Source organism: Lactobacillus sp. ESL0259 (assembly GCF_003693045.1).
Classification (GTDB): domain Bacteria; phylum Bacillota; class Bacilli; order Lactobacillales; family Lactobacillaceae; genus Lactobacillus; species Lactobacillus melliventris.
The window spans coordinates 301,114-315,241 of the sequence record NZ_REHP01000009.1 but is presented as its reverse complement, the minus strand read 5'-3'; the positions used below and the strand labels follow the sequence as shown (position 1 = coordinate 315,241).

The window sequence follows — 14,128 nt, the reverse complement described above, 5'->3', positions numbered from 1 at the left end:
AGTAAAAAACGAACAAATTAAAGAGCATTAACGGATATGTTCCTAATAAAATACCTAACTAAGAATCTAGTTAGGTAAAATAATTAAAAATTCCAATTAAGTATTTTAGTCGCAATGGCGCCATTTTGCATCTGTTAAAATGCGGGCTGTTAATAAGCCGATTGGCAGGGCAGTAATAATCATCAAAGCATCCATAATCCAATAAGCACCGACATTAATGTTAGTAATGCCAAAATTAAAGACAGCGCGATACATGTATAAGCCGGGAACCATTATGACAATTGCGGGAACAGTGATCGCAATACGGGGAAAACCAACTTTATCACGGACAAAACTGGCAATTAGTCCTGCTAATAAAGCTCCAGTGAATGCTGCTAGAGCGGCCGGAACATGGTTGAATTCAACTAGACTTAAACGCAGGGTATTTGCCAGAGCACCAATCACTGCAGCAACTGTTGCCATTGATAATTTAGCATTAAACATAATTGAAAAGCCAAAAACGCCACAAAAACTGGCAATTATTCTAAGCATTGTTAATAAAGCCGGATTAAGATTTAGTTTTGGCATAGCCCCTGGTGATAAGTTGAGCATGGTAGCCATGCCCCAGCCTACCATTGAAGCAATCATAACGACTAAGATAGCATAGGCCAGTCTTTCAAGTCCTGAACGCATATCAAGTTTTGACATATCAAGACCAGATGTGATAAAAGGAAAACCGGGAATGACATAGAGCATTGAGCCGATATAGCCATAAGCATGATTACTGCTCCAAGACCAAATTATTGTTCCTAATTTAAAGCAAAGGAAATACACCGCGCAGGAAACTGCTACACCGACAGTTATTTTGGCAACAAGAGTAATTTTCTTTTTACCCATTAGTTGACGAAAATAGTTACCAACCAAAGCGCCTAAAAATGTACAAAACATTTCTGGCAAGCCACCACCAAGTAAAAAAATAAAACTGGCACAGGCCAAGCCGGCGCTCAAAGCAGAAATAATTAGGGGATAGCTTTGAGTATGGCGCTCAATTTGATTCAATTTATGATGAATCGCCCCAATTGTCCAGTGATCATTTTCAGCTTCAAATTTGCGGACAAAATCTTCCATTTCATTTAACTTATTCATATTGACTTCTGTAGCTGGCAAAGAAAGTGTCTGCGAGTATGATTTGTTATCAACATCAAAGCAGGTATAGCTAATAGTTACTAAACCAATGTCGGCTGAACAAGTGATTTTGAGTGCCCGTGCAATGGTATTCATCGAATCGCGCACACGCCAGGCTCCAGTGCCACATTGCAGCAGCATTATACCGATTCTGCCGACTAAAGATCCTTTTTCTACCAGAGTAATATCCTTGACTAAAGTATCATCAGAGCTTTTAAAAAACTGTTTCCAGTGAATTTTCATGTGATGCTTACTAGAAATCTTGGGATATGATGCTGGAGATTGTTCGTCTGTCATAACTGCTTTTTGACCTTTCTGTTATTAATATAGTGTTTTAATTTTACCACACTCGTGGTTGGACCAATTTTATAGAATTGAGTTTAAAAAAGATGTTAATTACAAAAAAAGTGTAGTATACTACAGTATGATAAAATATTAGTATGAGATTTACTTCTAAGGAAATTATATGACAGCTTTTCTAAATCGAATTGGTCCTAAAATTAAAATTGCCAATACTTTGATTGAAAAAGAATTAAACAAAGAGTTCGGTGAAATTTTCAGGGATTATTCTTTAACTGGTGCCCAAATTTCCTTGATGATTTATTTATATGATTCAAAAGAAAGAAAAATAACGCAAAAAGAGGTAGCTGATATATTTGTGCTAAGTCATCCTACAATTCGAGGAATAGTTAAACGCTTAGAAGCAAATAAATTAATTGTTACTTCACGTCTTGAAAATGATCAAAGACAAATTGTGTTAGAACTTTCAAATGAAGGCTTTAATTTAATTGACAAAAATATTTTTAAGATCCGGACAATTATGACAAATATTAATAAGCGCATTACTAAGGACTTGTCAAAGCAAGAAATTTCAGAACTTGAACAAGTCTTAAATAAAATTTCTGCAAATTTCTAATTATTATTAGCAAAAATGTAGCATGCTACATTAAAGAAGGAACTAAAATGATCAAAAATATTTCTAATAAAAAAAGAGCTTTAATGATGGCCGTTTTACTATTTGGAGCATTTGTTTCGCTACTAGCGGAAACTTTTCTCAATAACGCGCTCCCCACAATAATGGCTACGTTTAAAGTTAATCAATCCACTGCTCAATGGCTTACTACCTCTTATTTATTGGTCGTGGGATTGATGATTCCCATGTCAGCTTGGGTCTTTGAATCCTTTAAGTTGAAACAGAACTTTTTAACAATGATGCTAATCTTTTTTACGGGATCAGTCATTTGTATTTTTGCTCCTAATTTTGCCACATTACTAGTCGGCAGAATTATTGAAGCTGTGGCGGCCGGTAGTTTAATGCCATTTATTCAAAACGTCATTTTGATTATGTTTCCTCCTGCAAAAAGAGGCATGGCAATGGGAATCACTGGCTTGGTAATTGGATTTGGTCCAGCTGTTGGTCCCACGATTTCGGGATTAATCTTAAAGTATGCAGACTGGCAAATGCTTTTTATTATTTTAAGTATTGCCAGTGGGTTGGTAGCTATTTGTACTGTATTTTGTATTCAAAATATCACTCAACCGCGCAAAAGCAATACTGATTTAATATCGTTTATTGAATCTATTTTGGGCTTTGGCTTAATCTTGTATTCCCTGTCTGATATCGGGAACACTGGCAAAATTACAATTGCAATAGCAGTTCTTTTTACACTTGGTATACTAATTATTTTGTTATTTTGTCGACGTCAGTTACATATGAAGAAACCTTTACTTAATATTAGAGTTTTTCAAAATTTACAGTTTGACTTGGATACTTTACTAAGTACTATCAGCAATATTTCAATGGTAGGAATTGAATTAGTTTTACCATTATATTTACAAACTACTAGACAAGAGAGTGCATTAACTTCTGGTTTAGTAATGATGCCAGGGGCTCTATTAATGATCATTTGCAATCCGGTTTCAGGAACGTTATTTGATAAGTTTGGTATTAAAAAATTGGCACTTTTTGGTTTTACTATGCTTTTATTAGGCACATTACCAATGGTTGTTTTTAATAGCAATACTAGTCTTGTTTTAATTAGTTTATGTTACGCGCTACGTATGGTGGGAATATCATTTACCATGATGACCACTTTTACTGCGGGTATAAATGTTGTAGAACCTCACATGACGGCACATGCAAATGCGGGTTCATCTACAGTCAGACAAATAGGTGGCTCACTTGGCACAGCATTATCAATGCTGGTAATTAGTTTGTGTGCAGGTGGTACATCGACTGCGAATCTAGCAACTGGATACCGTTGGGGCTTTGTTTTAATGCTGGCTTTTGCAATTATTGGCTTTTGCAGTTCGCTATTTTTGCCTCAAAAAGAAAATTAAATAGTTTTTATTAGTTCAAGTGATAAGCCGTTTAAAATAATATTATTCTGCTTAGATAATTATGTGTATAGTTAAAGTGACATTGACCAATTAATTTAAGCTAGATCAATTTTTATGAAAACGGTATTATAAAACTGCTGGTTACTTATAGTTAGGAATTGACTGGCAAACATTGAACTATTCTATAAAGCACGTAAAAATAGATATTAGCTGAGGAAATGAAAACTAATGAAACTAGATAAAACTAATGAAATATTAGATGAGGTTGTCCTTTTAACTCAATATGCTTTTTTAAAAACTAATGATCTGAAAAAAGATAATAATTTTATGAGTTGTTATCAGCACAGTGACAGTTATGGCATTTTTCATGATGGTAAACTTGCAAGTTATATTATGGCGATTCATTTTGCAAGTCAGATTTTTGATCATCAAATTAAAATGTCAGGAATTGGTTATGTCTCCTCATATCCGGAAAATCGCGGCCAGGGAGATATTTCCAGGCTAATGAAAGAAATACTGGAAGATCTTCATGACGAAGGTGTTTCGCTATCTAATTTAGCACCATGGTCGGAAACATTTTATCGGCAATATGGTTATGAAAATACTATTTATCAAAAAACCTATAGTATTGAACCTACAATGTTTAAGTATTTCAAGCTACCCCAGGCTGGTAAAATTTTAAGAGGCAATTGGAGTAATCCGACATTAAGTAGTTTGATAATAAAGCTATACCAAAAGCAAATTGATGCAGGTGAGGAACGTAATACGATTGTTAGAGCAAAATGGTGGTGGCACAGACTCGAAACATATTATCCTGGCAGATACGTTGCAATTTATGTTGATGAAAATCAGGCTCCTCAGGCCTATATGTTTTATCGTTTTGTAAATAAAAAATTTAAGGTTGACGAAATCTATTATACAAACGCGACTGCTATTACTGCATTACTTAATTTTATTGGTGGTCATATTTCTTCCTGTACTGAGTTTGAAATTACAGCACCAGAAGATTCATTGCTTGAGGAATATTTTCCTGATCAAAGTGGCTTAAAAATTAGTGTCCGGCCTTACATGATGTCGAGAATTGTTGACTTTGGAAAAATTGTGTCTAGCGTGAAGTTTGCTGGTGAAAAAACTGCCAATTTAGAAGTTACAGAGGATGAGATTTGTCCGTGGAACTGCGGTGTCTGGCATCTGGTGAATAATTCTGGTGAAACCAGTTGCGTTAAAACCAGTGCCAAACCTGATTTTACTGGGTCAATAACTAACTGGACGAAGGTTTTACTAGGCCATTTGACTTTAAAGCAAGCAATAAAGTTAGGGCTAATTAAAAAATTGAGTTCCAGTAAATTGGAATTTTTATCTGGTAAAGTGAGTTTTTATGACTATTTTTAACTGAAAATTGTTTCTAATTAACAAAGTAGCAGTTGCATAAATTATGCGACTGCTATTTTTTTGCTTAGAATGAACGATTTTGCAGGAAAATGACAAATTATGAATGAAAATGATTGCTTTTAATTATCAAAGCGCATAAAATACTCGCTGGGGTGAAATATATGTTAACGCCTGAAAGGCAAAAAGTGATTGAGGATTTCGTTAACCAGCATGGCTTATGCCGTGTTAGTGATCTCTGCTCAATAACTTCAACTTCAGAGTCAACCATTAGACGAGATCTAAATCAATTAGCCGAAAAAGGCTTGATTAAACGGGTGCATGGCGGTGCCCAGTCAGTCAAAAGTTTTACTCATGATGTGTCGCAACATATTCGGTTTTCAATGAATCATAATGATAAAAAGCTGATTGCTCAATATGCTGCTGCAAATTTTGTGCATCAAGATGACTATATTTTTATTGATGCAGGAACAACAACATATGAGATGGTTCCTTTTATTGCTGATATTCCACAAGTAACCGTTGTGACTAATGGCTTAGAAACTGCACTTTGTGCTATTAGCCATGGAATTGAGACTATACTTTTGGGTGGTCGAATCAAAGAAAATACTCATGCGGTAGTGGGACAAGCTGCTCTGAAGCAACTGCAGGGGATGAACTTTTCTGCCAGTTTTGTGGGCACAAATGGACTTGATTATCGTGGCAATCTAACCACACCCGATACTGAAGAAGCCGCAATTAAAAAAATAGCAATTGCTCAGGCTAATCAGACATATATTTTGGCCGATACTTCTAAAATTGGCGAGTGTAGTTTTGCCACTTTTGCCCAAGTCAAAAACGTCACAGTTCTTACTACTGCGTTAGGTGCAAAAGAAAAAGAATTACTGCCTGCCAAAATTAAACTGAAGGAGATTTGCTAATGATTTATACGGTTACCGTTAATCCTGCTTTGGATTATGTAATTCAATTAAAGCAGGTTAATCGTGGTGAAGTTAACCGCGCTAATAACTGCTCGTTTTTGGCGGGTGGTAAAGGGATTAACGTTTCACAAATACTCAACCAGCTGGACATTGATAATACTGCCTGGGGTTTTGTGGGTGGCTTTACTGGCAAAGAGCTGGTACGCCAACTTAATCAGCGCCGCATTGTTAACGACTTTGTTACTATTTCTGATGTGACCCGCGTCAATGTGAAGGTGCACGCAGAAGAGGAATCTGAAATTAATGCCGCTGGGCCTAATATTACAGAGCAGGAAATAACTGCTTTTAAAGCGCGGCTAAATGACTTGCAAAAAGGTGACATAGTAGTTTTAAGTGGTTCATTAGCTCCTAGCTTACCAGTAGATTTTTACAAAGAACTTTTGCCTACTATTAAAGAAGCACAGGCAGATTTTGTGATTGATACAACTGGTCAGGCTTTACTTGATACTTTGAGCTACAAACCACTTGTAATTAAACCCAACCATCATGAACTGGCTGATTTGTTTAATACTACTTTTAATTCTGATAAAGAGATGCTTGAGTGTGCGCGTAAATTGCTTGACATGGGTGCCCAAAATGTTATGGTCTCCATGGCCGGCAAGGGCGGTTATTTGATAACCCCTAAGCATTTTTATCATGCTAAAGCAGCTGTTGGTACTGCCGTTAATTCGGTTGGTGCAGGAGACTCGATGATAGCCGGCTTTGTTGGCACTTATGTGAAAACAAATGATCCGGCAGCAAGTTTCCGTATCGGTATGGCCTGTGGTGCTGCCACAGCTTTTACTAAAGATATTGCCGTTAAAAGTCAGATTGATGCGGTGTTGCCGCAAATTAATGTTGAAGAAATTTCATAAATTGAGGAGAATTTAAATGAAAATTAAAGATATTTTGGCTCCTGAATCCATGATTATGGCGCTTAAAGCGACTAACAAAGAAGATGCCGTTAAAGAAATGGCTGATTTAGAGGTCAAAACCGGCATCGTCAATGACGAAGATGAATTCATTAAGTCAATTTGGGCTCGTGAAAACGAATCTACCACCGGTATTGGTGATGGAATTGCGATGCCGCATGCTCGGAATAAGACAATTAACAAAGCGCGCGTGCTTTTTGCTAAAAGCGAACAGGGGATTGACTACAATTCGCTTGATGGTCAACCAGTTCATTTATTCTTTATGATTACTGCTCCAGATGGCGCCGACAACACTCACTTACAAGCTTTAGCTAAATTGTCCGGGTTGTTAATTGATCCTGATCTGGTTAATGCTCTCAAAAAAGCCCAAACTCCTGAAGAGGTAATCCAGCTTTTTGAAAACGCAGAACAGCAAAAGGATGAGGCTAAAAAAGCCGAAAAAGAGCAAGCCGCAAGTGCTAGTGAAAATGATAATGATAAGGAAGAAAAGCCTTTAATTGTCGGCGTTACCGCATGTATTAACGGTATTGCCCACACCTATATGGCCCAAGAAGCTTTAATCAAAGCTGGTAAAAAACGTGGCGTTGATGTGCGCATTGAAACCAACGGTTCAGAAGGTGTTAAGGATAAGTTGACCGCTGATGAAATTAGCCGCGCTCAAGGGGTTGTTATTGCGTCTGACAAGAAAGTTGACATGCCTCGTTTTGATGGCAAGCCGTTAATTTCTCGTCCCGTTGTTGACGGTATCAACAAACCTGACGAATTGATTGATAACATTTTGAATTCTAAAGCTAGCGTTTACCATTCAAACGGTGAAAAGAGCAGCGATGATAGTGACAATGCTAAAGAAGGCGTTTGGGGCTCAATTTACAAGAACCTCATGAACGGTGTTTCCCACATGTTGCCATTTGTTATCGGTGGCGGTATCTTAATGGCAATTTCCTTTATTGTGGAAAACTATGCTGGTGGTCCAAAATCTCCTGCATTTATTTTCTTGAATAATGCTGGTAACATGGCCTTTGCTTTCATGGTACCAATTTTGTCAGGTTACATCGCTGAATCAATCGGTGACCTGCCCGCTTTAATGCCTGGTTTTGTCGGTGGTTTTATGGCTACGGTCTATAGTGGTGCCTACGGTGGTGCTTATGTTGCCAATGTGGTAACTAATGCTAAATCACCTGCTGGTTTCTTAGGCGGTCTGGCTTCTGGATTTATTGCCGGATACTTGGTAGTCGGCTTAAAGAAATTGTTTGCTAAATTGCCGAAGTCTCTTGAAGGAATGAAGCCAATGCTCATTTACCCAATCTTGAGTCTGCTCTTCATTGCTCTTATCATGTACTACATTGTTAACCCAATCTTTAGTGCAGTTAACTTCGCCATTACTAACTTTTTAAACCAAATGGGTACGGGCAACTTAGCTGTTTTGACAACTATTTTAGCTGCCATGATGTCAATTGATATGGGTGGACCTTTCAACAAGGCTGCTTACGTCTTTGCTTCAGGTGCTTTTGCCAATGATCCTCATTCAACGGTTGCTGCTGTAATGATGGCTGCCGTAATGGTTGGCGGTATGGTACCACCATTTGCGACTGCAATTGGTACGACTTTCTTTAAGAATAAATACACTTTAGATGAACGCCGTGCAGGTTTAACCAACTGGATTTTAGGCTTTTCCTTCATTACCGAAGGTGCTATTCCATTTGCTGCAGCTGATCCTGGACACGTTCTGCCTTCATGCATCATTGGTTCTGCTGTTGGTGGTGCCTTAGTGGGCATATGGCGCATCGGTGTTCCTGCACCTCACGGTGGCCTCTGGGTATCTCCGCTTGCTAACCACATTCTACTGTACTTTGTTGCTACCATCATTGGTTCCATTGTTGCAGGTGTCATCTTAGGTTTGTGGAAAAAGCCTGTTGACAAGCAAGATCAAAAATAAATTCGACTTCAGATATTATTGAGAAATAAAAAATATGCACTAAGCTGTTAGTTGGCCTAGTGCTTTTTTTCTGGCTAAATTATCTACTTACCTTAGAAGCGCACGCTTTTAGGTTGCCGCTACTTAAATAATTGTTTGTCATTTTTAGTATCATTTTGTGTTAATTGAATTAAAAGCTTACAAAATTGTTAACCTGTGAAATGGTTAGGAAAGTTCTGGTTTTTGCATATAGAACGTTAACTGTTTATAGATAATAATATTTTATAGCTGATCAGTTAATAGCAATTAAATAGCTTTTATCTAAAAACAATGGAGGTTTTATAGATGAAAATACAAGATAAGTTTTTAAAAGGTGCACAGACAATTCAAAATAATATTTATGTTAAATCTATTTCTGATGGTCTGTTGTCGTCAATGTCAATTATTATTTTAGGTGCCATTGGAAGTTTAATAAATAATCTTCAAATCCCTGCCTATCAAAAATTATTAGTTTCACTGAATCTCAAGTCAATACTTAGTATTCCTGCTAACATTACTATCAATGTTCTTAGTTTATACGCGGTCTTTTTAGTGGCGAACAAATTTTGTGAGTTAAGTGGACAAGAAAATAAAAAATATGGTATTGAAGCCGGTATTATCGCATTAGTTAGTTTCCTAATTGTCACTCCATTTAATACAGATAAATCTGCTTCAATAGTTTCTTTACCCTCAGATTGGCTGGGAGCCAAAGGACTATTTACATCGTTTTTAGTAGCATTAATAGTAGCTAAGTTATATCTTTTTCTAAAAAATAAAGGTTGGACGATCAAAATGCCTGAAGGGGTGCCACCAACTGTTTCGAACTCTTTTACAGCATTAATACCATCATTCATAATTGCTTTTGTCTTTCTAGCAATTCGGTATTTATTTTCACTAACTAAATTTCAAAGTCTGCATAATTTTATTTTTACCATTATTTCCACCCCATTAACATTACTAAGTAATAATGCATTTACAATGATTTTGTTAGTTTTAATCACTCATTTATTATGGATTTTTGGAATTCATGGTGTAATGATTGTAGTCTCAGTATTTATAGGAATATGGATGCCATTAGACGCTGCCAATCTTGCAGCATTTAATGCTGGACAAGCAATTCCTAATATTTATACTGGAGCTATTTATGGCATGTCAACTTTTGCCGGATCTGGGCTAACAATCGGCTTATGTGTTGCAATGCTAAGGGCACATAAGCAGCAATATAGAACTTTAGGTAAACTATCTATAATTCCAAATTTATTTGGAATTAACGAACCGCTAGTGTTTGGTACTCCTATTGTTATGAATCCTATTTTGGCGATTCCTTTCATTCTTACACCATTAGTTGCCATTATAATTGCAATATTAGGGATAAAAGTTGGTATTTTACCCATACTTCCTGGTATTGGCGTACCTACAGGTACACCAATAATAGTTCACGGATTCTTAGCAGGCGGAGGCAGTATTGCTTGGGCAATATATGAATTCTTAATTTGTGTTTTAAGCTATTTTATTTATCTGCCTTTCTTCAAGAAAATTGATTCAGAACCAAAAAGTAATAAATAATTATTAAAATATTTTTTAGGACTTAAGATTGGAAGGGAAAATAATGTATTCAACAAATTTTCCGCAAAAATTTCCACAAAATTTTTTATGGGGTGGAGCTACTTCTGCTAGTCAGATTGAAGGTGCGTGGAATGTTGATAATAAAGGACCTACAATTGCTGAGGCAGTACCTAGGCCAAAAATAAATCGAAAATTAGCTTTGCCCACTGTAACAAAAGATTCCGTTGCTTTTGCAGCAAAAGATTTAAATGATTCAAGGTATCCCAAAAGAAAAGGCATTGATTTCTTTTACCATTATAAAGAAGATATTAAATTACTTTCTAAAATGGGATATAAGGCATTTAGATTTTCAATTTCTTGGGCTAGGATTTTTCCTAGTGGCACTGAAGATAAGCCGAATATTAAGGGCTTGGAATTTTATGACAATGTAATTTCTGAATGCTTAAAGTATCAAATTGAACCGGTAATTACATTACATCATTTTGATTTGCCATTAGGACTAGTGAAAAATCAAAATGGCTGGTTTAGTAGAAAAACAATAAAAAACTTTACTAAGTATTCCGAAACTGTTTTTGAACGCTATAAGGGAAAAGTAAAATATTGGATTACATTCAATGAAATAAATTCCGCAACTTGGGGATTTGTTGGAACAGGGGCAATAGAAGAAAACTTGACCGAAAATGAGAAAAAGAATGTTCGCTTTCAGTCCTTGCATCATATGTTTATTGCCAGCGCCATAGCAGTACAGCAACTGCATAAAATTGATCCCGAAGCTCACATTGGCTGTATGGTGGCTAGAGATATGGTGTATCCCTTAACGTGTGACCCTAAAGATGTTTTGACTGCTTTACAAAGAGATAACTTCAATTTGTTCTTTTCAGATGTTCAAGTTTTAGGTAAATATCCCAGTTTTATGAACCGGTATTTTAAAGAACATGGCATACAGATAAAAATGAAACAGGGTGATGAGAAAGTTTTAGCTAATGGCAAATGTGATTTTTTATCTTTTAGCTATTATTCATCTTTAACTATTTCTAGTTCTCGTAATGCTAAAAAAGAACACGGTAATATGGCTGTGGGTGGAAAAAATCCCTATTTAAAAGCAACCGACTGGGGTTGGCAGGTTGACCCTTTGGGCTTGAGAATTACCTTAAATGAGTATTGGAACAGATACCATGTACCTCTATTCATTGTTGAAAATGGACTAGGAGCTAAGGATACCTTGGAACACGGCAAAATTCATGATGATTATAGAATTCAATATTTGAAAGAACATATTCTTCAAATTCTTGAAGCAATAAAAGATGGAATAAACGTTATTGGGTATTTAATGTGGAGCCCGTTTGACTTGGTAAGTGCTTCTACAGACCAAATGTCTAAAAGATATGGTTGCATATACGTTGATTTGAATGATGATGGTACTGGGACCTTAAAAAGAATTCCCAAAGACTCTTTTTATTGGTACAAGCAGGTAATTGAATCTAATGGAAATATTTTATGATGAAAGTATATTATAAAGTTTAATAGTTTACTTACTCTAATAGCGTGCGAAAATTTCGCACGCTTTTTAAATTAATGGCAACAACTATGCTATCTACTGCTAGCAATAAAACTGTAATATAACTATAATGGTACGCTATTTTAAAGCAATTCGTTTTTAGTGTATAATGGTTATTAATTGTAAGTAAGTTTGGCTTTTTACTGCAATTAATTAAAAAGTTGCCGTGTTAATTAAAATAACACTTCAAAATGAAAAGGAATGACAACATTAGTGAAATTTACTAGATTAAAAAAGATATTTGCTGCAATTACCTTATTCGGTTTAGTTCTTTTGACGCTAGGTGCTTGTTCGCAGAAACCACATAAAAGTAATAAAATTACTATTATGACCACCACAAATATTTATTCTGACATTGCTCAAAATGTAGTGGGCAAGTATGGTAAGGCAGAAGCAATAATTACCAAGTCATCTGTTGATCCTCATGACTTTCAACCTACCACCAATGATGCTAAAGCATTATCAAATGCTGATATAGTAGTGGAAAACGGCTTAGGTTATGACAGCTGGATGGACAAATTGGCTTCTTCAGTTGATAAAAAGCCGGTGCGCGTTGGTGAAGACCTAATGGGCTTAAAAAAAGGTGATAATCCTCATATCTGGTTTGATTTGACTATGCCTACTAAGTATGTTAATTACTTAGTTAAGCGACTCAGTAAAAAAGATCCGCAGCATGCTCGTTATTATCGTAAAAACGGGAAAAAGTATTTAGCCCAGATTGCTCAAATTCAGAGATCAGCGGCTAAATTAAATCATCAGGTTAAAAAACCAATTTATGTTAGTGAGCCTGTTTTTGATTATGCCTTAGAATCTGTTAATATTAAAGTGGCAAACAAGGATTTTGAGAAGGCAATTCAAAACAATACTGACCCTAGTCCAGCTTCCGTTCAAAAAATGACTGAAGGGATTAAAAAACAAAAAATTGCATTTTTTGTGGACAATGAACAGACATCTAGTTCAACTGTTACTAACTTTTTGAAATTGGCTCAAAAACAAAATATTCCTGTTTTAAAAGTAAGAGAAACAATTCCGGATAATACAAATTATTTAGATTGGATGAAGGATAATTATCAAAACTTGGCTGAAGTAGCCCGAAAGTAGTTATTATGAGGCGATGAAAATGAAGAAATTAATTGCTGTTTTGGCATTGGGAGCAACTGTTACAACCATGGCAGTGCCACTGCCTGTGACAGTTCAGGCTGGTACAATTAATGACACTGCAAAACAAAATAGTTATAGCGGTGTAACATTTGCGGAACAAATATTGGCGCAAGAGGGTATTAAATATAATGACTTTACTGCTGCCAATCCAATTAATTATCGCAACGGCAAGCCCGAAGGTGTGGTTATTCACGAGACTGCTACGCCTAATGCTACAGCACGCAATGAAGCTATTTATTTTAATCGTGAGTGGATGAATATTTATTCCTATGTTCATGCTTTTGTGGATAAGACTGGCGTTATTCAGATGACAACTCCTGATTATGGTGTTTGGGGTGCAGGCCCTGTAGCCAATAATCGTTTTATTCAAGTGGAATTATGTGAGGAAAATAATCTTGCTGATTTTGCCAAAGGTGTCAACAATGATGCTGTTTATGTGGCGCAGCTTTTGCACAAATATAACTTGGTACCGGATAATGCCGTTCATGATGGTAAAGGTACAATTTGGTCTCATCATGCTGTATCTACATTTTTAGGCGGAACTGATCATACTGATCCAGATGGTTATTTTGCCAAATGGGGTTACTCAATGGATGACTTCTTTGAGCTGGTTAAATATTATTATGATCAAGGTGCATCAGCAATACCTACTGCTCCTGTTGGTAGTAGTCCGGTAGCTACACAGGTTCCAGCACCGACAACACCTGTTGCACCCGCTAAAAAACCTGCAGTTTTGCCTAAGCCGGTTGCTACCAGGACTTTGATGCATAATGCGCTCGTTTATGATGAAAATGGGCTAGCAACGGATTTACCAACTAAAAAAGCCGGTTCCAAGCTAACTATTTATGGTAATCTAACAATTAATAAACGGAAATATTTACAAATAGGTATTAATGAATACGTTGTAGCCAGCAATGTAGAAGGTAAACTTCGACTCTTAGGGCATAATGCCTATATTTATGACGGTAATGGCCAGCGGGTTGGCACAAATAAACTATATCGTGGAAACTATGTCCGCACGTACGGTGGCCGCGTAAAAATTATGGGTCGTAAATATTACCCCGTTGATGTTAATCAATTCGTCAAGGTGGGCAATTTTAAATAA

At 36.4% G+C, this 14,128-nt stretch carries 11 protein-coding genes; 10 read left to right on the top strand and 1 reads right to left on the bottom strand.

Annotated elements, in window-relative coordinates; all coding sequences use genetic code 11:
• Positions 1 to 105: 105 nt before the first annotated feature.
• Positions 106 to 1,461: a threonine/serine exporter ThrE family protein gene (locus F5ESL0259_RS07440; protein WP_122038011.1), complete on the bottom strand. Its 1,356-nt coding sequence runs from the start codon at positions 1,459 to 1,461 to the stop codon at positions 106 to 108.
• A gap of 169 nt (positions 1,462 to 1,630) precedes the next feature.
• Between F5ESL0259_RS07440 and F5ESL0259_RS07435 the strand changes: the two genes are divergently transcribed.
• The 10 genes from F5ESL0259_RS07435 (at position 1,631) to F5ESL0259_RS07390 (ending at position 14,128) form a co-directional block, all read left to right on the top strand.
• Positions 1,631 to 2,080, top strand: coding sequence for a MarR family winged helix-turn-helix transcriptional regulator (locus tag F5ESL0259_RS07435; RefSeq protein ID WP_122038010.1), 450 nt, complete (start codon positions 1,631 to 1,633; stop codon positions 2,078 to 2,080).
• A 47-nt stretch (positions 2,081 to 2,127) separates the two neighbouring features.
• Positions 2,128 to 3,504 (top strand): MDR family MFS transporter, encoded by a 1,377-nt coding sequence (locus F5ESL0259_RS07430; RefSeq protein WP_122038009.1) that lies wholly within the window; start codon positions 2,128 to 2,130, stop codon positions 3,502 to 3,504.
• Positions 3,505 to 3,732: 228 nt separating this feature from the next.
• Positions 3,733 to 4,896 carry an enhanced intracellular survival protein Eis gene (gene eis, locus F5ESL0259_RS07425; protein ID WP_122038008.1) on the top strand — a complete coding sequence of 388 codons (1,164 nt, stop codon included), beginning with the start codon at positions 3,733 to 3,735 and terminating at the stop codon, positions 4,894 to 4,896.
• A gap of 161 nt (positions 4,897 to 5,057) precedes the next feature.
• On the top strand, positions 5,058 to 5,813 hold the full coding sequence (locus F5ESL0259_RS07420) for a DeoR/GlpR family DNA-binding transcription regulator (RefSeq protein ID WP_110446583.1): 756 nt from the start codon (positions 5,058 to 5,060) through the stop codon (positions 5,811 to 5,813).
• Entirely contained in the window at positions 5,813 to 6,727 is a 915-nt protein-coding gene (pfkB, locus tag F5ESL0259_RS07415; RefSeq protein WP_110446582.1) for a 1-phosphofructokinase, read from the top strand. Before F5ESL0259_RS07420 ends, pfkB begins: the two co-directional genes overlap by 1 nt.
• A 16-nt stretch (positions 6,728 to 6,743) precedes the next feature.
• Positions 6,744 to 8,720: a fructose-specific PTS transporter subunit EIIC gene (locus F5ESL0259_RS07410; RefSeq protein ID WP_122038007.1), complete on the top strand. Its 1,977-nt coding sequence runs from the start codon at positions 6,744 to 6,746 to the stop codon at positions 8,718 to 8,720.
• 324 nt (positions 8,721 to 9,044) lie between these two features.
• Positions 9,045 to 10,304, top strand: coding sequence for a PTS sugar transporter subunit IIC (locus F5ESL0259_RS07405; protein ID WP_122038006.1), 1,260 nt, complete (start codon positions 9,045 to 9,047; stop codon positions 10,302 to 10,304).
• A gap of 43 nt (positions 10,305 to 10,347) precedes the next feature.
• Positions 10,348 to 11,805, top strand: a complete 1,458-nt coding sequence (locus F5ESL0259_RS07400) for a glycoside hydrolase family 1 protein (RefSeq protein ID WP_122038005.1) — start codon at positions 10,348 to 10,350, stop codon at positions 11,803 to 11,805.
• Between the two features lie 270 nt (positions 11,806 to 12,075).
• Complete coding sequence (locus F5ESL0259_RS07395; RefSeq protein WP_370448591.1) at positions 12,076 to 12,963, top strand: metal ABC transporter solute-binding protein, Zn/Mn family; 888 nt, start codon at positions 12,076 to 12,078, stop codon at positions 12,961 to 12,963.
• 13 nt (positions 12,964 to 12,976) lie between these two features.
• Entirely contained in the window at positions 12,977 to 14,128 is a 1,152-nt protein-coding gene (locus F5ESL0259_RS07390) for an SLAP domain-containing protein (RefSeq protein WP_122038004.1), read from the top strand.

Excerpts from the sequence above, each read along its gene's own strand:
- F5ESL0259_RS07440 (WP_122038011.1), bottom strand. The coding sequence starts at position 1,461 with ATGACAGACGAACAATCTCCAGCATCATATCCCAAGATTTCTAGTAAG.
- F5ESL0259_RS07400 (WP_122038005.1), top strand. The coding sequence starts at position 10,348 with ATGTATTCAACAAATTTTCCGCAAAAATTTCCACAAAATTTTTTATGG.
- F5ESL0259_RS07390 (WP_122038004.1), top strand. The coding sequence starts at position 12,977 with ATGAAAATGAAGAAATTAATTGCTGTTTTGGCATTGGGAGCAACTGTT.
- F5ESL0259_RS07430 (WP_122038009.1), top strand. The coding sequence starts at position 2,128 with ATGATCAAAAATATTTCTAATAAAAAAAGAGCTTTAATGATGGCCGTT.
- F5ESL0259_RS07405 (WP_122038006.1), top strand. The coding sequence starts at position 9,045 with ATGAAAATACAAGATAAGTTTTTAAAAGGTGCACAGACAATTCAAAAT.
- F5ESL0259_RS07410 (WP_122038007.1), top strand. The coding sequence starts at position 6,744 with ATGAAAATTAAAGATATTTTGGCTCCTGAATCCATGATTATGGCGCTT.
- F5ESL0259_RS07435 (WP_122038010.1), top strand. The coding sequence starts at position 1,631 with ATGACAGCTTTTCTAAATCGAATTGGTCCTAAAATTAAAATTGCCAAT.
- pfkB (WP_110446582.1), top strand. The coding sequence starts at position 5,813 with ATGATTTATACGGTTACCGTTAATCCTGCTTTGGATTATGTAATTCAA.
- eis (WP_122038008.1), top strand. The coding sequence starts at position 3,733 with ATGAAACTAGATAAAACTAATGAAATATTAGATGAGGTTGTCCTTTTA.
- F5ESL0259_RS07420 (WP_110446583.1), top strand. The coding sequence starts at position 5,058 with ATGTTAACGCCTGAAAGGCAAAAAGTGATTGAGGATTTCGTTAACCAG.